Source organism: Kaistia hirudinis, from assembly GCF_014196455.1.
Lineage (GTDB): Bacteria > Pseudomonadota > Alphaproteobacteria > Rhizobiales > Kaistiaceae > Kaistia > Kaistia hirudinis.
In genome coordinates this window covers 26,299-46,451 of the sequence record NZ_JACIDS010000004.1, presented here as the reverse complement: position 1 = coordinate 46,451, position 20,153 = coordinate 26,299, and the positions used below count along the sequence as shown (strand labels likewise).

The 20,153-nt window shown below is 66.6% G+C and carries 19 protein-coding genes; 13 read left to right on the top strand and 6 right to left on the bottom strand.

Annotated elements, in window-relative coordinates:
• Nucleotide 1: 1 nt before the first annotated feature.
• The 3 genes from GGR25_RS14975 to GGR25_RS14965 form a co-directional block, all read right to left on the bottom strand.
• Nucleotides 2-961 carry an ABC transporter permease gene (locus GGR25_RS14975; protein WP_183399655.1) on the bottom strand — a complete coding sequence of 320 codons (960 nt, stop codon included), beginning with the start codon at nt 959-961 and terminating at the stop codon, nt 2-4.
• A gap of 17 nt (nt 962-978) precedes the next feature.
• Complete coding sequence (locus tag GGR25_RS14970) at nt 979-2,481, bottom strand: sugar ABC transporter ATP-binding protein (protein ID WP_183399654.1); 1,503 nt, start codon at nt 2,479-2,481, stop codon at nt 979-981.
• A 71-nt stretch (nt 2,482-2,552) separates the two neighbouring features.
• Entirely contained in the window at nt 2,553-3,629 is a 1,077-nt protein-coding gene (locus tag GGR25_RS14965) for an ABC transporter substrate-binding protein (protein ID WP_183399653.1), read from the bottom strand.
• 342 nt (nt 3,630-3,971) lie between these two features.
• On the opposite strand from GGR25_RS14965, the gene GGR25_RS14960 reads away from it, so the two are divergent.
• Together GGR25_RS14960 and GGR25_RS14955 are read left to right on the top strand one after the other, a co-directional pair.
• Complete coding sequence (locus GGR25_RS14960) at nt 3,972-4,625, top strand: SGNH/GDSL hydrolase family protein (RefSeq protein WP_183399652.1); 654 nt, start codon at nt 3,972-3,974, stop codon at nt 4,623-4,625.
• A gap of 57 nt (nt 4,626-4,682) precedes the next feature.
• Nucleotides 4,683-5,777, top strand: coding sequence for an ROK family transcriptional regulator (locus GGR25_RS14955; protein WP_183400304.1), 1,095 nt, complete (start codon nt 4,683-4,685; stop codon nt 5,775-5,777).
• 61 nt (nt 5,778-5,838) lie between these two features.
• On the opposite strand, the gene GGR25_RS14950 is transcribed toward GGR25_RS14955, so the two are convergent.
• Nucleotides 5,839-6,363: a hypothetical protein gene (locus GGR25_RS14950; protein WP_183399651.1), complete on the bottom strand. Its 525-nt coding sequence runs from the start codon at nt 6,361-6,363 to the stop codon at nt 5,839-5,841.
• 453 nt (nt 6,364-6,816) lie between these two features.
• Between GGR25_RS14950 and GGR25_RS14945 the strand changes: the two genes are divergently transcribed.
• Nucleotides 6,817-7,434, top strand: coding sequence for a YoaK family protein (locus GGR25_RS14945; protein WP_183399650.1), 618 nt, complete (start codon nt 6,817-6,819; stop codon nt 7,432-7,434).
• A 4-nt stretch (nt 7,435-7,438) separates the two neighbouring features.
• Here GGR25_RS14945 and GGR25_RS14940 read toward each other — a convergent pair whose 3' ends face one another.
• Nucleotides 7,439-8,167 carry an IclR family transcriptional regulator gene (locus GGR25_RS14940; RefSeq protein WP_183399649.1) on the bottom strand — a complete coding sequence of 243 codons (729 nt, stop codon included), beginning with the start codon at nt 8,165-8,167 and terminating at the stop codon, nt 7,439-7,441.
• Between the two features lie 95 nt (nt 8,168-8,262).
• A complete protein-coding gene (locus tag GGR25_RS14935) occupies nt 8,263-9,039 on the bottom strand; it encodes an SDR family NAD(P)-dependent oxidoreductase (RefSeq protein WP_183399648.1) in 777 nt (258 codons plus the stop codon).
• Nucleotides 9,040-9,317: 278 nt separating this feature from the next.
• Here GGR25_RS14935 and GGR25_RS14930 point away from each other — a divergent pair, with 278 nt between their 5' ends.
• The 10 genes from GGR25_RS14930 to GGR25_RS14885 all read left to right on the top strand — a co-directional run bounded on the left by GGR25_RS14930 (nt 9,318) and on the right by GGR25_RS14885 (nt 20,147).
• A complete protein-coding gene (locus tag GGR25_RS14930) occupies nt 9,318-10,580 on the top strand; it encodes a sugar ABC transporter substrate-binding protein (RefSeq protein WP_183399647.1) in 1,263 nt (420 codons plus the stop codon).
• Between the two features lie 12 nt (nt 10,581-10,592).
• Nucleotides 10,593-12,119: a sugar ABC transporter ATP-binding protein gene (locus GGR25_RS14925; RefSeq protein ID WP_183399646.1), complete on the top strand. Its 1,527-nt coding sequence runs from the start codon at nt 10,593-10,595 to the stop codon at nt 12,117-12,119.
• A gap of 21 nt (nt 12,120-12,140) precedes the next feature.
• Nucleotides 12,141-13,130 carry an ABC transporter permease gene (locus GGR25_RS14920; protein WP_246409823.1) on the top strand — a complete coding sequence of 330 codons (990 nt, stop codon included), beginning with the start codon at nt 12,141-12,143 and terminating at the stop codon, nt 13,128-13,130.
• A 43-nt stretch (nt 13,131-13,173) separates the two neighbouring features.
• On the top strand, nt 13,174-13,599 hold the full coding sequence (locus GGR25_RS14915; protein ID WP_183399645.1) for a cupin domain-containing protein: 426 nt from the start codon (nt 13,174-13,176) through the stop codon (nt 13,597-13,599).
• 25 nt (nt 13,600-13,624) lie between these two features.
• Nucleotides 13,625-14,413, top strand: a complete 789-nt coding sequence (attM, locus tag GGR25_RS14910) for an AttM family quorum-quenching N-acyl homoserine lactonase (RefSeq protein ID WP_183399644.1) — start codon at nt 13,625-13,627, stop codon at nt 14,411-14,413.
• Between the two features lie 22 nt (nt 14,414-14,435).
• A complete protein-coding gene (locus tag GGR25_RS14905; protein WP_183399643.1) occupies nt 14,436-15,284 on the top strand; it encodes a fumarylacetoacetate hydrolase family protein in 849 nt (282 codons plus the stop codon).
• Nucleotides 15,284-16,102, top strand: a complete 819-nt coding sequence (locus tag GGR25_RS14900) for an SDR family NAD(P)-dependent oxidoreductase (protein ID WP_246409821.1) — start codon at nt 15,284-15,286, stop codon at nt 16,100-16,102. Before GGR25_RS14905 ends, GGR25_RS14900 begins: the two co-directional genes overlap by 1 nt.
• A 403-nt stretch (nt 16,103-16,505) precedes the next feature.
• A complete protein-coding gene (locus GGR25_RS14895; protein ID WP_183399642.1) occupies nt 16,506-17,237 on the top strand; it encodes a GntR family transcriptional regulator in 732 nt (243 codons plus the stop codon).
• A gap of 132 nt (nt 17,238-17,369) precedes the next feature.
• On the top strand, nt 17,370-19,112 hold the full coding sequence (gene dld / locus GGR25_RS14890) for a D-lactate dehydrogenase (RefSeq protein ID WP_183399641.1): 1,743 nt from the start codon (nt 17,370-17,372) through the stop codon (nt 19,110-19,112).
• The gene (locus GGR25_RS14885) at nt 19,113-20,147 is read left to right on the top strand and encodes an Ldh family oxidoreductase (protein ID WP_183399640.1); all 1,035 of its coding nucleotides are present in this window, start codon (nt 19,113-19,115) and stop codon (nt 20,145-20,147) included.
• The last annotated feature ends 6 nt before the right edge of the window (nt 20,148-20,153 follow it).

Below are 20,153 nucleotides of genomic sequence, written 5' to 3'. Positions count from 1 at the left end.
ATTATAGGCCGATCGTCTTGCGGGGCTGGATCGCGATGACAGCGAGCAGGATCAGCCCCTTGATCGCCGTCTGGACGAAGGACGAGACGTTCAAGAGGTTCATGCCGTTGGCGAGCATCGAGAGCAGCAGCGTGCCGATGACCGTGCCCTGCAGGCTGCCGATACCGCCCGCGAGCTGCGTGCCGCCGAGTGCCACCGCCGTGATGGAATCGACGGCATATTGCGTGCCGATATTGGGATCACCGGATGCGATGCGCCCGGCGAGGAACATGCCGGCAAGCGCGGCGAAGGTCGAGCAGGCGACATAAGCGAGGAGGATGTTGCGCCGGCTCGCAATGCCGAAAGTGTCGGCCGTGTCGCCGCCGCCGATAGCGAACAGATGCAGGCCGAAGCGCGAGCCATGGATAAGCTTCCAGCCGGCCAGGATAGCGACGACGACCCAGATAAGCGGCATATAGATGCCGAGGAACTCGCCGTTCACGAGAACCGTCACGATCGGTGGGATCGTTCCACCCGCGACGGGTCGGACCAGCATGGTGATGCCCTGGGCGATGCCGGTGACCGACAGCGTCGCGATGATGGGATGGACGTGGAAGCGCGTCACCGCGACGCCGTTCACCAGCCCGACGGCCAGCGCCATCACGAAGACGGCGGGAATGGTCACCGTCGCCGGCGCGTCGATCGAGAGGATCGCCGTCGACAGGCTGATCACCGATCCAACCGAGAGATCCAGCCCGCGGACGAGCACGACCAGCATCTGGCCGATGCTGACCAGAAGCAGCGGCGCGGCCTGGGCCGCGAGGTTCAGGAGGTTCTGCGTCGTCGCAAAGTCGGCGGCCGTCGCCGCGAGCGCGACGCCTCCGATAAGTCCGACCAGAAGCGGCAGGAACCAGAGGCCGTGCCGCGAATCCCGCGCCGACACGACGCCTGCGATCCTGGTGCCCGCGATTTTGGCTGACATCGTTCGCTCCACCTTCTTCAGCGCTGCAGGGCCGCTTCGAGGATCGCGTGCTCGCTCGCCCCCGCCGCCGGCATCTCGGCGACGATGGACCGCCCATGCACGACGTAGAGACGGTCGCAGAGGCCGATGAGTTCGATCGTCTCGCGCGACAGGACGAGCACCGCGCCGCCGCGATTGGCGAAGTCGCGTAGCAGCTTGTACATCTCGGCCTTGGCGCCGATATCGACGCCGCGCGTCGGCTCCTCGACGAGAAGAATGTCGGAGCCGAGCGCCAGATAGCGCCCGAGCAATGCCTTCTGCTGGTTGCCGCCGGACAGCGATCCGACCGGCGCGCTCGGCCGCGACACCTTGATCGCCATGCTCTTGATGGCGTCCTGGATGATGTCGCGATAGCGCCGCGCAATGCTGAGCGCCGAATGGCGGCTGTTGAGGCCGATCGCGATGTTGTGCGCCACGGAGAGATCGAGGAAGAGGCCCTCGTCCTTCCGATCCTCCGGGACGAAGCCGACGCCCAGCGCCTGCATGCGACGCACGCCGGAGGCCGGCGCGATGGGCAGCGCGATGCGCCGTCCCTTGACCTCGACCGTTCCGGCGACGGGCTGGTACTGGCCGATGATCGAGCGGATCAGCTCCCGCTGCCCCTGCCCTTCGAGGCCGGCCAACGCGACGATCTCGCCCTGATGCACGTCGAGGCGGACAGGCGGGGAGTCGGCCGTCAGGCGGATGCCGTCCAGCGACAGCGCGACGGCGGACTTGGCACCATCACCGCGCGGCGGAAACAGTTCCGCGATATCGCGACCGACCATCATCGCGATCAGCTCCTGCGGCGAGACCGACGCGACTGGAACCGTGGCGACGTTGCGACCGTCCTTGAGGACGGAGACGACGTCACAGAGACGGAAGATCTCCTCCATGCGGTGGGAGATGTAGACGATCGCCTTGCCCTGGCTTTTCAGGGCCCGGATATGGCGGTTCAGGATCTCGACATCCGCGGCGTTCAGCGCGGCGGTCGGCTCGTCCAGGATGACCACATCGGCATTGGCCGTGATGCCGCGCGCGATCTCGACGAATTGCCGCTCGGCGATGGTGAGGCCGCCGACGAGGCGGCCGGGATCGAGATCCAGATCGAGCTGCTTCAGCGTTTCGCGCGTCGCGCGCGCCATCGCAGCGTTGTCGATCCGCCCGGACGGCGTGAGCGGCTCGCGGCCGAGGAACATGTTCTCGGCGATCGTCAGGTTCGGTAGCAGCGACAGTTCCTGGAACACGGTCGAGACGCCCGCGTCCAACGCCTCGCGCGGCGAGTTCATCTGGACGGGGACGCCGTTCCTCAGGATCGTGCCGGCATCGGGCCGGACCACGCCGGCGAGGATCTTCATCAGGGTCGACTTGCCGGCGCCGTTCTCGCCCATGAGCGCATGGACCGTACCGGGCAGCAGTTCGAACGACACGTCGCGCAGCGCCAGGCTGCTGCCGAACGCCTTCGAGATCGATGTCATGCTGACGAGAGGGACTGCGGTCATCGCGCGCTCCGCCGTCGACGACGGCCGGATCGGGGAGGCGGCGATGCCCCCTCCCCGATCCGGCCGCGGCGTCAGTTCTTGCCGTAGTACTTCTGGAGGTCTGCTTCGCTCAGGCTGGTCGGGAACCAGACATTGGCGGAGAGATCGGGGCGATAGTGCTTCTTCGCCATCTCGATGTCCCAGCCATCCGGCTCGTAGACATAGCGCTTGTAGAGCTGCTTGCCCTCGAGAAGCGCCTCGGCGGCGCGAACGCCCGCGGCGCCCTGCTCGGGACCATATTCCGGCGCGATCGAATCGATGCCGGTCTCGATCCACTTGCCGAAGAAGCCGTTATTACCCTCGCCGGTGATCGGCGGGATCTTGGCGCCATATTGCTGGAACACATCCATGCAGGCGCGGGTCATGTCGGCGCCGGACGACCAGATGCCGTCGACCTCGGGATTGTTGAGGTAGAAGGTCTCGCAGACCTGCTTGCCCGTGTCGTACTGCCACTTGCCCGCGTCTTCGGCGACGATCTTGATGTCGGTGCCCTTGAGCGCTTCCTGCAGGCCCTTGTAGCGGTTGATGTCTTCCGGATGGGCGGGAAGCCCGCGCAGGACCCAGATATTGCCCTTGCCGCCGAGCTTCTTCACCAGGAAGTCGCCCATCACCTTGCCGAAGTGCTCGCCGCCGCCCTGGATGTCGACGGTGTACTTGTCCGTGCCGGTGAGGCCGGTATGTACGATCACGGGGATGCCCGCGGCGACGGCCTTCTCGATGCCCGCATCCGCCGAGGTTGGCGTCAGCGGCGTGACGATGATGGCATCGACCTTCTGGGCGATCAGGTCCTCGATATCGGCGACCTGCTTCGCCTGGCTGATGTTGGCGTCGAGCAGGATGAACTGCCCGATCCGCGGATCCAGCTTCGCGGCGGCCTCGGCCTCGTGCGCCATCTGGACGGTCCAGGTGTTGGCGTTGACGCCGAAATGGCTCATCCCGATCTTCCAGGGGCCGTCCTTCTTGAACTGGTCGAGCTCGGTCTTCCGGTCGTCGCCGGGCCGAGGCACCACGCCGTTCATCAGCTGGACGTCCTGTGCCGAGGCGGCGCCGACGAGCATCGTCGTCGCGAACAGGAGGCCAACGCCGAATTTCTTCAGGGCTCCACGCATAGCTCTTCCCTCCCATCGGCGCCGTGCGGGACGCCGATCTGTCATGATTGCCGATGTCGGATGGACCGATGCGGACATGCGCGCTTCTGCGCCGGACATGCCAGCTGACGATCGCGAACTGCTCTTCAGGAAATGCCCGGCCGGCGCCTCCTCGCGCCTCGGGACCTGCCTCCGGAGACGGCCTCCAACCCGCCTCCACACGAACTTCATTGCATTGAGACAAGGGGACTGTCAATGATTAGTCAGAATGAATGATTATCTCGTTGCTTGCGGATGCAGATGGCGCGGCCGATGATCCCCAGTGTCGAACCTCTGCCTCCGATCCTGCGACGAGAGCCCGCAATGCGTTCAGTCCTCTGCTTCGGCGACTCAAACACCTATGGCCAGATGCCGGGCCGCGGCCCGCTCGAGCGTTTCGCCCGCGACGCGCGATGGTCCGGGGTGCTGCAGCGCGAGCTCGGGCCGAAATGGCAGGTGATCGAGGAGGGGCTGAGCGGCCGGACGACCGTCCATGACGACCCGATCGAGGGCGCGCACAAGAATGGGCGCTCCTATCTGAAGCCGTGCCTGCAGAGCCACGCGACGCTCGACCTCGTGATCATCATGCTCGGCACCAACGACCTGAAGGCGCGGTTCGGCCAGCCCGCCTCCGAGGTCGCCATGGGCATGGGCTGCCTGGTCTACGACATTCGCGAACTCGCCCCCGGACCGGGCGGAACGGTACCCGAGATCATGATCGTTGCGCCGCCGCCCATGCTCGAGGACATCAAGGAATGGCGCTCGATCTTCGCCGGTGCCTATGAGAAATCGCACCAGCTGGCGCTGGAGTTCGAGATCATGGCCGATTCGCTGGGGGTCCATTTCTTCAATGCGGGCTCGGTCTGCCGGTGCGACCCCGCCGACGGATTCCATATCGGCGCGGAAGCGCATGAGTCGCTCGGCGTGGCGCTCGCCCAGGAGGTCGATGCCATCGGCTGGGTCGATCAGGAGCGGTGATCGGGAAGTCCGTCCGGCCCGTGATGTTCGTAAGAATGAGGTTGCGCCTTGCCTGACATGAGGTTCGCTCCGCCGAATCCGTTGCGGATCGCCGATCGCGCGAGCGGCCTCAACGCGCCCAGCGTCCGCAGCTACAACGAGCGGCTGGTCCTGTCCCTCTTGTTGCAGAACGAGGGCACCACGCGGCTCGAGATCGGCGAGAAGACCGGGCTCTCGGCCCAGACCGTATCGGTCATCGTCCGCTCCCTCGAGCAGGAGGGGCTCGTCGCCAAGGGCGAGGCGCAGCGCGGACGGGTCGGCCCGCCGACCATCCCGATGATGCTGAACCCGGAGGGCGCCTTCTCGGTCGGCGTCAGCTTCGGCGCCTGGTCTGCGGATGTGGTCGTCATCGATTTCGTCGGCGGCGTGCGCTTCCACAAGGCGCATGCCTATGCCGAACTGCACCCCACAGCGACGGAAGCGCCGCTGCAGGCCGCAATCGAGGCGGCCGTCGAGGTCGTGCCGGCCCATTTGCGCGATCGCATCGCCGGCATCGGCCTTGCCGTGCCCGACGAGGCCACGATCGGCGATGACCTGATGCGGCTCGTCGGACGCGATCTGCCGAGCGCCCAGGCGCGGATCGAAAGTGCCCTCGGTTTGCCCGTCTTCATGCAGAACGACATCACAGCGGCGGCCTCCGGCGAGAGCCTGTTCGGCGTCGCACGCTCGCTGTCCGATTTCGTGTTCTTCTATCTCGGTGCGCGGCTCCACAGCCGGCTGATCCTCAACCACCAGATCTATAACGGCAAGGCGGGCGCCAGTTCCGATGTCGGGCTGTCGAACCTCGCCGATGCGCTGGCCGAACTCGGCATGACGTTCCGGCCTCTGAACGAATGGCCGGACCTCACGGGCACGGCCAAGCCGGTCTATGACGCCTGGCGGCTGCGTGCCCGCACGCGGATCAGGTCCTCCGTCGAGGCACTGCTCGACTTCGTCCGCGTGCAGTCGATCGTGCTTTCGACCTATGCGCCGCTAGCCGTCGCTGAATTGCTGCGCGCCGAGATCGCCGAGATGCTGCCCGGCATCGACGTTCAGCTCGGACGCGGGATGATCTCGCCCAAGGCCTGGGGCGCCGCCAGCCTGCCCTATCACTCCCGCTTCATGGTCCAGTAGACGACGCGAAACCCTGCCGAGGATCCCGCGTCGCCGTTCCCTACGCTCGCCCCTCTGAACACTATTTCAGCGCTGCGGCGACCGTGTCGGCGATCCAGTCTTCCGGGCTGATGCCCGCTGCCTTGGCCTTGGCCTGAACCTGCGACAGGACCGAGGGTGCGAGTGGCACGTCGAGCAGGACGGCTTCAGTGCTTCCGAGCGAGAAGACGATGCCGGTGATCAGGGACGCGAACCGGCGTACCAGTTCCGCCTTCTGCGTGTCGTTGAGCGCCGTATTCGCCGCGACCACCGGGCAATAGGCGCCGATCAGATTGTCGATGATCAGGCCCTCGGACAGGCCCTGCCCGCGCAACGTCGCGACGGCTGTATTGAGCTGTGCGGGATTGTCGAGCGGATCGCCGACCGGCAGCAGGCTCTTGATATCCTTGATGCCCGCAGGCTCGTCCGCGACCGGCCGCGAGGGACATTCAAACCCGGCGGCATGGGCTGGGGCGGCCTGAAGGGCAAGGCCCAGCAGCAGCGGCAATGCGACTGTCTGCAGCGCACGCCGCACGCCCCCGACCCGCTCACCGATCTCCGTCGCCATCACGATCTCTCCCGAATAAATCACATGTCATTGCGCGGGCGATGCCGGCGACCTCCACGGGAGGCGCCTCGTCACCCGGTCTCCTCGAAGACGGAACAGCATCGCTTGGATTGCACCACGCCGCAAGATTCGCGCGGCAGGCGTCGCGCCATCCGGCGCTGTTGCGCGGCCCTTGCGGATCCCCGACAATCGCGCGTCTTTCGTGAAGGCACGGGCCACGGGAAGCAGACGCCGCGCCGATAATCTGGAGCTTGCGACGCCCATGAGATTCCGACGCGCGGTCCGCGTGCAGCATGGCGATGTAGCACCGGCGAACCTCATGGCGGCGCGGGCGGCCGCGCGGTGACATCGATGCCGGGAGAACAGTCCGTCGCGCCAGGGATGATCGCCGCCGAAGCAGCCGCCGCAACGAGTGCTAATTCGGCTGCGATGCGGCAGCAGGACCGCCGCCGGATGGTGCTCGCCACCGCGCTGACCGCCGTCTCGGGCTTCGCCGATTCGATCGGCTACATGGAGCTCGGCCGCCTCTATGTCTCCTTCATGAGCGGGAACAGCACGCGCCTCGGCATGATGATCGCCGGCGCCGACTGGTCCGGCGCCCTGCTCGCCGTCATCATCGTCGCGACCTTCGTCGCCGGTTCCGCGGCCGGCACCTTTATCGGCGACCGTTCGGGAGGCCCCGGGCTTTCCCGGGTTCTCGGCGCCGAATGGATCATCGTCGCCGGCTCCGTCGCGCTCGCCTGGCTCGGCTATGACCGGGCGGCGCTCATTCCGATCGCGGGCGCGATGGGCATGCAGAACACCCTGCACCAGGTGGTCGCCAGCGCCGATATCGGGCGCGGCTTTCTCTCCGGCAATCTCTTCAGCCTGGGGCAGTCGCTGGCCCGCCTCCGCCGCGGCCGCGACGAGATCGCGCGTGCCGGCCTCAACGGATTGTCGTGGCTGGTCTTTGTCGGCGGTGTCGTCGCCGGCACGCTCTGCCATGCGACCTTCGGGCTCCAGATCGCGCTGACGACGCTGCTCGTCCTGGTGAGCGGCCTGATCATCGCGGTGCGCGCGCACCAGTCCTGATCGATCAGCCGGAGATCTCGCGCGCGCCGGCGATGAGCTTGGAAGCGATCTCCGGAATATTGGCCTCGTCCAGTTCCGTACGGGGCACGACCAGAACGAGGCAGCCGATCGCCCGCTTCTCGGGGCTCAGGATCGGCGCGGCGATGCCGGCATTGCGCTCATCCACCTCGCCCACGCTGACGGAATAGCCCTGCTTGCGGATCGCCTTCAGCGTCTTGCGAAACTCCGTCCAGTCCCGGCCGAGGCCGGCGGCGGCGATCTCGGCGGCATGGGCGAGCATCAGGCTGCGGAGGCGATGGTCCGGTAGATGCGCGAGGATAGCCTTGCCGGCCGCGCCGCGCAGAAGCGGCATCGGCCGCCCCCGGTCATAGCTCGTCATCACCGTCTGGTCCGGCCAGGCCTGCGCGATGCAGACGACGTTCTTGCCATAGGAGGCGCAGACCATGAGATTGCCGCGGATCTCGCGGATGAGCCGGCTCATCACGGCGCCGGCCCGGTGCAGCAGCGGATCGTTGAGGCGGATCTGCCGGTCGAGCTGCATGATGCGGGCGCCGAGGCCGAAACCGCCCTGGATGTCCGGCGCGATCAGCCCGGCCGTGCTCAGCGTCTTCAGATAGCGATAGGCGGTCGGGATCGAGCAATCGAGCGCGGCGGCGACCTCCTCGACGGTCACCACCGTGCGATCCCCGTCGAAGAGATCGAAGATGCCGATCATCCGGCTCAGGCTGTCCATCAGCCGATATCCCCTCGATAGACTGCCCTGGCGTGTACCGGCCTTCGCGGTGCGAGCCTAGGGAGCACGCAGGGCGGAGGTCAAGCGACGCCCGCTCAATGGATGTGCATACCGCCATTGATGTCGATCGCCGTACCGGTCAGGTAGCCCGATTGCGACGAGGCGAGGAAGAGACAGACATCGGCGACATCCTGCGGCGTGCCGAAGCGGCCGAGCGGGATCGAATCGATCAGCCGCTTCCGCGTCTCCTCGTCGAAGGCATTGGCGTTCATGGCGGTGATGATCACGCCCGGATTGACGCAGTTGACGCGGATGCCGCGCGGGCCGAACTCGCGCGCCATGCTCTTGGCGAGTGACAGAACACCGCCCTTCGATGCCGCATAATGCGGTCCGCCGAGCAGGCCGCCGCCGCGCTGGGCGGCGATCGAGGCGATCGCGACGATGCGGCCGCCATCCGAAAGATGCGGCAGCGCCGCCTGGGTCAGGTTGAGCATGCCGCGCAGATTGACGTCGAGCGTCGACGACCAGTCTTCCGGGCTGATGTCCATCACCTTGCGCGGCTGGGCAATGCCGGCATTGCTGACCAGGACATCGAGCCGGCCGAACTGGTCGACCGTCAGGCGAACGGCCCGCTCAAGCGCGTCGCGCTCGCGCACATCGGCCGCGACGGCGAGCGGCGCGACATGGCTTTGCCCCCGCTCCGACAATTCGGCCGAGAGCTGCCGGACCGCCGCGTCGCAGGCTTCCTGCCGGAGATCGACGATCGAAACCGCGGCGCCCGCAGCCAGCAGGGTGCGCGCGATCGCATAGCCGATCCCCGCCGGATGCGCGGCCCCCGTAATGAGCGCGACCTGACCGTCAAGCTGACTCATAAACTCCTCCAATTTATTGTTATGTGATAAATCCATAATATTTTCGTCTGTCAAGCGCCGGAGGATACGCGCGCCCTGCTCGGGCAGGCCCTGCCTCATGCTGCAGAGCAATAACGTATATGCAGCATTTTTGGCTTTCTCCACGTAGTTTGACGCCTCCCGCAATCAGGGCCGCGCCACTAGGTGTCTGAGCGTCGACAACGTCACAGCTTGACACATCAAGAATTCAGAATTTATTGAATAGCGAGAATTCATTGCTTTCTAACGGGGAGGAACCCATGAGCGACCAAGAGCGCAACATCGTTGCGACCGGATTGGCATTGCCGTCCGGCCTGAGCAGGCGCGTGTTCCTGCAGCTCGCCGGTGCGGCCGGCGTGTCACTGGCGATGACGCCGGCGGTCAGCCGGATGGCCGAGGCAGCTGAGATCGTCCGCGGCAAGATCGCGAACCAGGTCTCGACGCCGGCGAACGATTATTGGGCGGTGTGGACGCGCGCCTTCGACGAGGCCGCCAAGGCGCTGGGCCTCGAGACGCAGGAGCTGTTCCACCAGAACGACACGGCGCGGCAGCTGGCGCAGGTCCGCAGCCTGCCGGCGAGCCAGGCCAAGATGCTGATCGGCTGCGTCGAGCCCGCCGGCTCGCTGCCGACGGTCGCGCGCTTCTGCCAGGACAACCAGATCTTCTATGTGCCGAGCTGGGAATCGCCGGCCTGGTTCACGCCGCCGGACATCGGCGACTACTACGTCTCCTTCGTGACGCCGAACTCGATCGAGGGCGCCTATGAGGTGGCCAAGGCGCTGTTCGAGAGCATCGGCGGCGAAGGCAAGGTCGTGCACATCGCCGGCATGGCGACGCCGACCGACACCTATCGCACGCTCGGCCTCATGCAGGCGGCCAAGGAATATCCGGGCATCCAGATCGTCGGTGGCCTCCGCGCCAACTGGGATCGCGAGCAGGCCCGCAAGGTCATGCTGTCCATGGTCACCGCGCACCCGGACATGAAGGCTGTATTCGCGCAGAACGACAACATGGCGCTCGGCGTCCTGTCCGTGCTGCGCGAGCGTAAGCTGACCAATGTGAAGGTCTCGGGCGTCGACGGCCTGCCGGAAGGCCTCAAGGAGGTCGCGAAGGGCGAGCAGATGGTGGCGACCCACACCTCGCTGCCGCCCTATGGCGCCGGCTTCACCACCGTCCTCGCCTTCGACGCGCTGAACGGCTGGAAGCCGACGCTCGGCGAGCGGCTGCTCTTCACCGGCTCGGCGCTGGCGACGGCCGAGAACGCGGCGAAGATCGAGGCGGCGATCTACGGCAAGGATTCGAAGCCCTTCGACTGGGCGCTGATGAGCCGCGCGCTCAATCCCGAGACCTGGGACCCGCAGAACAAGATCACCGCGATCGATCCGGACACCTATTGGGGTCCGTTCCCGGACGGCAAGGATCGGCTGAACCCGATCTACAAGGGCGCGGCCGAGAGCGGCGCGTTCTCCAAGGTCGATGCGCTCTATGCGGCGCATTACAAGACCGGCCCGGTCAAGGCCTGACGCGCCTTCGCCATGACCAGCCCCGCCCCGGCCCTCGAGCTCCGGGCCGTCACCAAGCGCTATGGCGCCGTGACGGCGCTGGACGGCATCGACCTCGTCCTGCCCCGCCATGGCGTGCTGGGGCTCGTGGGCGAGAACGGCGCCGGCAAATCCACGCTGATTTCGGTCATCAACGGCACCGCGCGGCCGACAGAGGGGCAATTGCTCGTCAATGGCCGCGTGGTCAGCCTCGGCAGTCCCGCCGAGGCGGCCCATGCCGGCATCGCGACGGTGTTCCAGGAGCAGGGGCTGGTCGCCAATCTGCGCGTCTATGAAAACATGCTGCTCGGCCGGGAGCGTCAATTCTCCTGGGCGGGCATTCTCGGCGCGACGGCGATGCGGCAGTTCGCCCGCGAGGTGCTGGACGAACTCGGCATCGCCATCGACCCGCTCGCCGTCACGGGCAATCTGAATTTCGGCGAGCGGCAGCTCGTCGAGATCGCCAAGGCCTTCGCGCTCGGCCATCTCTATCCGGTCGAGCCGATCGTGCTGCTGGACGAGCCGACGAGCGCGCTGTCGGATCGCGAGACCGAGATCCTGTTCGATTCGATCCGGCGCTGGCGCGGCAAGGCGTCGATCATCCTCGTCTCGCACCGCCTCGCCGATGTCTTCGCCGTCTGCGACGCGGTGACGACGCTGAAGGACGGGCGCGTCAGCGGCCATTGGCCGATCGGCGACGCAACGCCCGATCTGCTGCACGAGGCGATCGTCGGCCGTCCCCGCTCGGCCGGCTACTACAAGGAGCACGACCAGCGCGAAACGCTCGGCGACGTCGTGCTGGAACTCGCCGATGTCGACGTCCCCGGCCAGCTCCGCTCGGTCTCGCTTTCGGTGCGGGCCGGCGAAATCGTCGGCGTCGCCGGCGTCCTCGGCTCCGGCAAGACGGCGCTCGGCCATGTGATCACGGGCGCGCTCCGCCCGAGCGGCGGCGAGATCCGCGTGCACGGAAGGCGCCTGCGACCAGGCTCACGCGCGGCGGCGCTCGCAGCCGATATCGGCTCGGTGCCTGCCGAGCGCAACCTTGCCGGCGTCATCGGCATGCACTCTGTCCAGTCGAATCTCGTCCTGCCGAGCATCAGGAGCTTTCGCGCACCTCGCCTTCCCATCCTCTCCGGCCGGCGCCAGGCGGCGACGACCGATCGCTGGATCGAGCGGCTGCGCGTCAAGACCGCTGGCCGCAGCCAGCAGATCCGCAATCTCTCAGGCGGCAATGCCCAGAAGGTCGTGTTCGCCAAATGGCTGGCGCGCGGCGTCCGCGTCTTCGTCCTCGACGATCCTGGCCGCGGCCTCGATGTCGGCGCGAAGGAGGAGATCTACACGCTGCTGCGCAGCCTCGCGAAAGAGGGCGTCGCGATCGTGCTGATCTCCGACAATCTGCCCGAGATCATCGGCCTGTCGAACCGGGTCGTCACCTTCCGCGCCGGCGCCATATCGGCCGAAATCCCGGCCCACGCCCACGACAAGCCGTCCGAAACCTCCGTCGTGACGAACATGGTCTGAACGGCCGAACTGGAGCCTCGCTTGTCCCAAACCGTCCCCCACACGGCATCCGGCACCATGAACCTGCGATCCTTCTTCGCGCGGCACGGCGTCTCGCTCTATCCGCTGCTCGTCATCCTGGCCCTCATCGCGTTCTTCGGGGTGCAGAACCCCTACTTCGCGACCTTCGACAACGCCGTGAACATCGGGCGGCAGTCATCCGTGCTGTTGCTCGTGTCGCTGGCCGGCACCATGGTGATCATGATCGGCTCGATCGACCTCTCCGTCGGCTCGATCGTGACGCTGGCCGGCATCGTCACGGCGCTTGCCATCGATCCGTTCGGACCGGGCGTCGCGATCGCGGCCGGCGTCGGCGTCGGCGTGGCCGTCGGCCTCGTCAACGGCCTGACGCTGATCGCGCTCAAGGTGCCGTCCTTCCTCGTGACGCTCGGCATGCTCTCGGTGCTCTCGGGCATCGCGAACATGATCTGCGGCGGCTCGTCGATCATGTTCATAGACCAGAGCCTGACCGAGCTCGTGAACTCCGAGTTCGTACCCGGCATTCCGAACATCATCCTGATAGCGCTGGTGACAGCCGCCGTGCTGACCTTCATCGCCTTCAAGACCGTGCTCGGCCGCTATCTCTATGCGATCGGCGGCGGGGAGGTGGTCGCGGCAAATACCGGCGTCCCGGTCAATCGCTACAAGGTCTACGCCTTCATGCTGTCGGGTGGCCTCTGCGGCCTCGCGGGCGTCCTGCTCACCGCGCAGGTCGGCGCCGGCACGCCGGCGGCGGGCGCCAACATGCTGCTCGATTCGATCGCGGCGATCGTCATGGGCGGCACGGCACTGTCCGGCGGCATCGGCGGCCCGCAGCGCACCATCCTCGGCGTGCTCGTCATCGCCATCCTGTCCAACGGCATGGACGTCACCGAGGTGTCGAGCTTCACCCAGGAGGTCGTGAAGGGCCTCGTCATCATCCTCGCGGTGGCCTCGACCATCGACCGCAAGAAATACCTCTTCATCAAGTGAGGCGCGGCGCGCGGCGCCGGCCTCCGAACCAAGGAGCGATATGATGTCCGAGAAGGTCGTACCCGTCGTCACCCGTGCCGGGTCGGAGCATACGGGAACCGGACAGTCGGGCGGCGCGGTGCGCGTCTCGGGCGTCAGCCCGCAGCACACCCCGGCCACCAAGATCTGGTTCGGCCGCGTCTCCAACGAGCCCGGCTATCGCTCCTTCCCGCATCACCACGGCGAGGCCGAGACGGGTGGCTATGTGCTCAAGGGCCATGGCCGCATCTATTACGGCGACGATTATGCCGAGTTCATCGACATGACCGAGGGCGACTTCGTCTTCGTGCCGCCCTTCATGCCGCATGTCGAAGTCAACATGAGCACGACCGAGGAACTCGTCTGGCTGACGACGCGCACGCCGGACAACATCGTCGTGAACCTGCCCGACGTGGACGACGCGTCGCTCGTCGGCTATTCGCCCGCCTGAACCAGAGAATTCCGAGGGAGGAGAGATGACCGAGGTTCGCCTCTATATGTTCGATACGGGCATCCTGAAGTGCAAGTATCACGACATCTATCTGAACCAGGGCGGGGATGCCGATCTCGACATCCCCGTCCCGTTCTTCCTGATCACCCACCCGAAGGGCAATGTCGTGATCGACGGCGGCACGCCGGTCGAATGCGCCACCGATCCGATGGGTCATTGGGGCAAGGTCGCCGAGTTCTTCCAGCCGGTCCTGACCGTCGAGCAGGGCTGCGTCGCGCAGGTCGAGGCGCTCGGCATCGACCCGGAGAGCGTGCGCTATGTGGTGCTCTCGCATCTCCATCTCGATCATGTCGGCGCGGTCGGACGCTTCCCGAACGCGACCCATGTCGTGCAGCGGACCGAATATGAATACGCCTTCACGCCGGACTGGTTCGCGGTCCTCGCCTATGTGCGCAAGGATTTCGACGATCCGTCGCTGAAATGGCTGCTGCTCGAGGATGCCTGGGGCGACTTCTACGATCTCTATGGCGACGGCTCGATCATCCTGATCCGCTCGCCCGGCCACACCTGCGGCCACCAGTCGATCCTGGTGCGGACCTCCGCGGGCCAGCATGTGCTGCTCGCCGTCGACGCCGCCGATACGCTCGACCATTGGGAGGAGCGCGCCCTGCCCGGCGCCCTGCACTCGACGATCGACGCCGTCCGCTCGGTCAAGAAGCTGCGCGCCGTGCAGGCCAAGACCGATGCGCTGGTTGTCGCCGGCCATGACGGTCCGCAATGGGCGGGCCTGCGCAAGGCGCCCGAATTCTACTGAGAAACGAAGAGCACCGACGCCGATGAAACTGCTGCGCTATGGCCCCGTGGGTCAGGAAAAACCGGGCCTTCGCCATGACGACGGCACGATCCGCGACCTGACGGAGATCGTGCCCGACATCGCCGGGCCCATGCTCGGCGAGGCGGGCCTCGCCGCGCTCCGCGCCCTCGATCCGGACAGCCTGCCTGTCGTTCCGGGCGAGCCACGCATCGGCGCCTGTGTCGGCGCGGTCGGCAAGTTCATCTGCGTCGGTCTCAACTATGCCGACCATGCCCGCGAGACCGGCAAGGCGCCGCCGGAGGAGCCGATCCTGTTCATGAAGGCGACGAGCGCGATCAGCGGTCCGTTCGACGATGTCGAGATCCCGAGGGGCTCAACCAAGGCGGATTGGGAGGTCGAACTCGGCATCGTCATCGGCACACGGGCGAAATATGTCGCCGAGGCCGATGCGCTCGCCCATGTCGCCGGCTATTGCCTCGTCAACGACCTCTCCGAACGGGCCTTCCAGTCCGAGCGCGGCGGACAATGGACCAAGGGCAAGAGCCACGACACCTTCGGACCGATCGGCCCCTGGCTCGTCACGCGCGACGAGATCGCCGACCCGCAGGACCTGCCGATCTGGCTCGAGGTCGACGGCATCCGCCGCCAGAACGGCTCGACGCGCACCATGATCTTCGACGTCGCAAAGCTCGTCAGCTACATCTCGCAGTTCATGACGCTGCAGCCGGGCGACATCATCGCGACCGGAACGCCGCCCGGCGTCGGCCTCGGCCACAAGCCGCCGATCTTCCTGAAGCCCGGTCAGACGATGCGCGTCGGCATTGACGGGCTCGGCGTCCAGATCCAGCGCACGATCGAGGCGAGGGCCTGATGACCACCCCGAACCCAATCGCCATGACGGATCTCTCCGGACGCGTCGCCATCGTCACCGGCGGCAGCCGCGGCCAAGGCGAGGCGGAGGCGCGCCTTCTGGCGCGCGCCGGCGCCGCCGTGCTGATCGCCGATGTGCTGGACGCCGAGGGAGCTGCCCTCGCCGAGGCGCTCGTCGCGGACGGATATGACGCGCGTTTCGCGCATCTCGACGTCGCGAGCCCGGAAAGCTGGACGGCGGCGATCGACCTCGCGCAGGCGTGGAAGGGACGGCTCGACGTCCTCGTCAACAATGCCGGCATCATCAACCGGACATCGACCAACGATACGACGCTCGATGGCTGGAACCGCCTGCTCGCCATCAACCTCACCGGAACGTTCCTCGGCATCCAGGCTGCGGCGCCGCTGATGCGCGCGACCGGCGGCGGCAGCATCGTCAACATCGCCTCGAACAGCGCCTTCTCCGGCCACTACGATCCGGCCTATACGGCGAGCAAATGGGGCGTACGCGGCCTCACGCGAACCGCGGCAATGGAATATGTGACCTGGGGCATCCGGGTGAACAGCGTCTGCCCCGGCCTGATCGTTACTGGCCTGAACGCCAATGCGCCCCATCTCCAGCCGATGATCGGGCTGACGCCGATGGCACGCAGTGGATCGCCCGACGAGGTCGCGCAGCTCGTCCTGTTCCTCGCATCCGACGCCTCGTCCTTCATCACGGGCGAGGACTTCACGATTGACGGCGGCTTCACCGCCGGCGCCGCCTATCGCCGCGTCGCGGTCGAGAGCGGCCTGCTGCCGCCGGGCAATTCCGGCTAGCTCTCAAGGGCTGATCCCGCCTTGAGCGGGCGTGTCGAGGCCGGGCCTTACCCGGCCACGCCGCCTCTTTGCGCCGACTTTTCCAACACGGACAGCACGTCTGGATGCCGGGTCAAAGCCCGGCAATGGCATTGGGCTGGGCGCATGACGGACCGACGCGTCCCGAGGTCGATCGCCCCCCACTCCCAACCTCCCGCCCCCCGAAAGACCAGCGAACCGGCATCGACGGCCCGCCGATCGAACGCGCGCGCCGCGCCACAATCCGCGTTGATATCTATATCCTATATGATATTAGCTACAGGGTTTCGGCGTGACGCCGCGCTCGATGTCTTGCGGGCGCGGCGCGCTGATCGGGTTTCAGATGTCCGCGGGTCCTTCCGGGATGGCGGATCGGGAGAATGCGATGTTCCCTTCCACACGGCTCAGGAAGGTCAATCTTGCGGCGCAGGCCTATGAGAGCATCCGCAACCTGATCCTCGATCAGGATATCCGGCCGGGTGACCCGATCGGCATCGACACGCTCGCCGCCAGCCTCGGCGTTTCCCCGACGCCGATCCGCGAAGCGCTGGCGCGGCTGGAAGGCGATCGTCTCGTCGTGCGGCTGGATTCGGGGCGCTATCGCGCAGCGCCGGAACTGAGCCTCAAGGATTTCGCCGATCTCTATGACGTGCGGCTGATCATGGAGCCCGTCGCCGCGGCGCTTGCGGCGCGAAACCGCTCCGACGAGACGGCGATGCGCCTGCGGGCTCTCGTCGGCGAGATTGCGCTGGCGGGTCGCGGCCCGCAGAGCCAGGACTTTGCCGAATTCGTCGAGATCGACCGCGTCTTTCACCTGACGATCGCGGAGGCCGGCGACAATTCCTTTCTCGCCTCGACCATGGCGCAGCTTCAGGCAAATCTCCGCGTCGGGCCCTATTATCGCGGCCGTGGCGTGATCGACGCCGAGGTGGTCATCGGCGAGCATGCCCTGATCTGCGAGGCGATCGCGAGCCGGGACGAGGCCGCCGCCGAAGCCGCCATGCGCGAGCACATTACGCGCGCCCGCGACCAGTTGCTCGAATGGATGGCCGCCCGCGAAGGCGCCCCGCCGGGGCGCCGAGGCAGCCCCGCACCGAACCGGCGGGAGGACGCGTGATGCATCGCCTGCAAGCGCGTCGCGAGGGCGCGTCGCCCTCGGCCCGTGGCGCGATCCACGTCTCTTTCTGCTCCGAACACGACCCCAAAAAAAACAACCCCACGACAAGAATGCACAGCGGCAGCGTGAACCATGCCTGAACTCATCGATGAACTGCGCCAGATCGTTGGCCCGCGTCATGTCCTGGTCGGCGACAGGGCAACCCGCCGCTTCCGCAAGGGATATCGCTATGGCGAAGGTCCGGTTCTGGCCGTTGTCCGGCCGGCGACGCTGCTGGAGCAATGGCGCGCGCTCAAGGCCTGCGTCGATCACGACGTGATCGTCATCTGCCAGGCAGCCAATACCGGGCTGACCGGCGGATCGACCCCGCTCGCCGGCGGCTATGACCGGCCGATCGTCATCATCAATACGCTGCGCAACGACCGCATCGATCGCATCGGCAAGGGCGAGCAGGTGCTCTGCATGCCCGGCGCCACGCTCGACAAGCTGGAGCGCAACCTCCGCACGATCCAGCGCGAGCCGCATTCGGTCATCGGTTCGTCCTGCATCGGCGCCTCGGTGACCGGCGGCGTCTGCAACAATTCGGGCGGATCGCTAATCCGCCGGGGGCCGGCCTATACGCAGCTCGCCCTCTATGCCCAGATCGATGCCGACGGCGTGCTGCGCCTCGTCAACCATCTCGGCATCGAGCTCGGCACGGATCCGGAAGTCATTCTCGACCGGCTCGACAAGGGCCAGTATGGCGAGGACGACATCAACAAATCGCCGAACGAATGGGCGTCGGATCGCGAATATCACCTGCACGTCCGCGACGTCGACGCCAGCACCCCGGCGCGATTCAACGCCGATTCACGGCGCCATTTCGAATGCTCGGGCTCGGCGGGAAAGCTCGCCGTCTTCGCGCTGCGCCTCGATACGTTCCCTGCCGACGAGGACGTCACCGTCTTCTATATCGGCTCGAACGACCCGGCCGAGCTCGAGAGCATCCGGCGCGATATTCTGAGCGGCTTCGAGAACCTGCCGATCGCGGGCGAATATCTCCATCGCGGCGCCTATGAGCTGACCCGGCGCTACGGCAAGGACCTCTTCCTGTTCATCAAGCATTTCGGCACCGAGAACGTGCCGAAGGCCTTCGCCGCCAAGAGCTGGTTCGACGGCATCACCGAGCGCCTTGGGCTCGGCACCACGCTGAGCGACCGGCTGCTCCAGGGTTTCGCCAACCTCATGCCGGAGCATCTGCCGGCGCGGATGAACGCATTCCGCGACCGCTATGCGCATCATCTGCTGCTCAAGATGGGCGGGGCCGGCACCGATGAAGCGCGCGCCTATCTCTCGGCGCGCTTCCCCTCCGCCGACGGTGCCTTCTTCGAATGCACGCCCGAGGAGGGAACCGCGGCCTATCTGAACCGCTTCTCCGTCGGAGGCGCCGTCGTGCGCTATCGCGCCGTGCATCCGAAGACGGTCGAGAACATCGTCGCGCTCGATATCGCCCTTCCCCGCAACACGCGGGACTGGTTCGAGACGCTGCCGGCCGAGATCGACGACAAGATCGAGTTCAAGGTCTATTGCGGCCATTTCTTCTGCCACGTGCTGCACCAGGAATATCTCGTGAAGAAGGGCGTCGACTGCCTCGAACTCGAGCACAAGATGTGGGGCCTGCTCGACCAGCGCGGCGCCGAATATCCCGCCGAGCACAATGTCGGCCATCTCTATCCGGCGAAGCCGGCACTGCGTGAATTCTACAAATCGCTCGACCCGACCAACAGCTTCAATCCAGGCATCGGCCAGACGTCGCAGCTGAAGAACTGGAAGGAAGACGAGGCCGCCTCGGCCGTGGCCCAGCTCTTCGGCGCGAAATCGGAAGCCCGTCCCTAGATGAACGAACAGACGATCACGGTCACCGCTTCCGTCCTGGAAGAAAACGTCCGCACGGCCTTCCGCGCCATCGGAACCAGCGAGGCCTCACTCGACGCGGTGACGCGCGCGCTGATGCATGCCTCGCTGCTCGGCGTCGACAGCCATGGCGTTCGCCTCGCGACGCATTATTGCCGCATGCTGGAGGGTGGCCGCCTCAACAAGGCACCCGTGCTCTCGATCGATCAGAGGGGCGCGGCGGCGGCCGTTCTCGACGGCGATGACGGCCTCGGCCATTACGCGGCCTATGAGGCGATGCGGCTTGCCTGCGATCTCGCCGATAGCGCCGGCATCGGCGCCGTGGGCGTGCGCCGCTCATCGCATTTCGGGGCGGCCGGCGCCTATGTGCTCGCCGCGGCCGAGCGCGGCTATGTCGCGATGGCGACGACCAATGCCGATTCCATGGTCCCCCTCTTCGGCGGCGCCGAGCGGTTCCACGGCACCAATCCGCTCGCCTTCGCCGCGCCGGTCGCGGGCGGCGATCCCTGGCTGTTCGACATGGCGACCTCGTCGATCCCGATGAACCGCGTGCTGCTCTACCGATCGCTCGGGAAGGAACTGCCGGAGGGTGTGGCCGCAGATGCGGTCGGCGCCACCGTCACCGATCCGCATTCGGCGGATATGGTGCTTCCGCTCGGCGGCGAGACCTATGGCTACAAGGGTGCGGGCCTTGCCGGCGTCGCGACGCTTCTCTCGGCGATCCTGACCGGAACCACGCTCGATCCCGACTTCATCGCCATGGTCGGCAGCGACGACATCTCGACGCCGCGCAATATGGGTCACTTTGTCCTGGCGATCTCGCCGGATCACTTCATCGGCCGCGCGCTGTTCGACGCGGGCATGCTGCGCTATCTGGACCGCCTCCGTGGCGCAGCGGCCCGGCCGGGCACGAGCGTCATGGCGCCCGGCGACCGGGAATGGCGCGAACGCGACCGGCGCCAGGCCGAGGGCATCCCGATCGACCTCGACACGGCCCGCTTCCTCGGCTTCACCTGATCGGCG

Excerpts from the sequence above, each read along its gene's own strand:
- GGR25_RS14950 (WP_183399651.1), bottom strand. The coding sequence starts at position 6,363 with ATGGCGACGGAGATCGGTGAGCGGGTCGGGGGCGTGCGGCGTGCGCTG.
- GGR25_RS14975 (WP_183399655.1), bottom strand. The coding sequence starts at position 961 with ATGTCAGCCAAAATCGCGGGCACCAGGATCGCAGGCGTCGTGTCGGCG.
- GGR25_RS14900 (WP_246409821.1), top strand. The coding sequence starts at position 15,284 with ATGACCACCCCGAACCCAATCGCCATGACGGATCTCTCCGGACGCGTC.
- GGR25_RS14970 (WP_183399654.1), bottom strand. The coding sequence starts at position 2,481 with ATGACCGCAGTCCCTCTCGTCAGCATGACATCGATCTCGAAGGCGTTC.
- GGR25_RS14945 (WP_183399650.1), top strand. The coding sequence starts at position 6,817 with ATGGTGCTCGCCACCGCGCTGACCGCCGTCTCGGGCTTCGCCGATTCG.
- GGR25_RS14925 (WP_183399646.1), top strand. The coding sequence starts at position 10,593 with ATGACCAGCCCCGCCCCGGCCCTCGAGCTCCGGGCCGTCACCAAGCGC.
- GGR25_RS14935 (WP_183399648.1), bottom strand. The coding sequence starts at position 9,039 with ATGAGTCAGCTTGACGGTCAGGTCGCGCTCATTACGGGGGCCGCGCAT.
- GGR25_RS14940 (WP_183399649.1), bottom strand. The coding sequence starts at position 8,167 with ATGGACAGCCTGAGCCGGATGATCGGCATCTTCGATCTCTTCGACGGG.
- GGR25_RS14885 (WP_183399640.1), top strand. The coding sequence starts at position 19,113 with ATGAACGAACAGACGATCACGGTCACCGCTTCCGTCCTGGAAGAAAAC.
- GGR25_RS14960 (WP_183399652.1), top strand. The coding sequence starts at position 3,972 with ATGCGTTCAGTCCTCTGCTTCGGCGACTCAAACACCTATGGCCAGATG.
- GGR25_RS14955 (WP_183400304.1), top strand. The coding sequence starts at position 4,683 with ATGAGGTTCGCTCCGCCGAATCCGTTGCGGATCGCCGATCGCGCGAGC.
- GGR25_RS14915 (WP_183399645.1), top strand. The coding sequence starts at position 13,174 with ATGTCCGAGAAGGTCGTACCCGTCGTCACCCGTGCCGGGTCGGAGCAT.
- GGR25_RS14905 (WP_183399643.1), top strand. The coding sequence starts at position 14,436 with ATGAAACTGCTGCGCTATGGCCCCGTGGGTCAGGAAAAACCGGGCCTT.
- dld (WP_183399641.1), top strand. The coding sequence starts at position 17,370 with ATGCCTGAACTCATCGATGAACTGCGCCAGATCGTTGGCCCGCGTCAT.
- GGR25_RS14930 (WP_183399647.1), top strand. The coding sequence starts at position 9,318 with ATGAGCGACCAAGAGCGCAACATCGTTGCGACCGGATTGGCATTGCCG.
- attM (WP_183399644.1), top strand. The coding sequence starts at position 13,625 with ATGACCGAGGTTCGCCTCTATATGTTCGATACGGGCATCCTGAAGTGC.
- GGR25_RS14895 (WP_183399642.1), top strand. The coding sequence starts at position 16,506 with ATGTTCCCTTCCACACGGCTCAGGAAGGTCAATCTTGCGGCGCAGGCC.
- GGR25_RS14965 (WP_183399653.1), bottom strand. The coding sequence starts at position 3,629 with ATGCGTGGAGCCCTGAAGAAATTCGGCGTTGGCCTCCTGTTCGCGACG.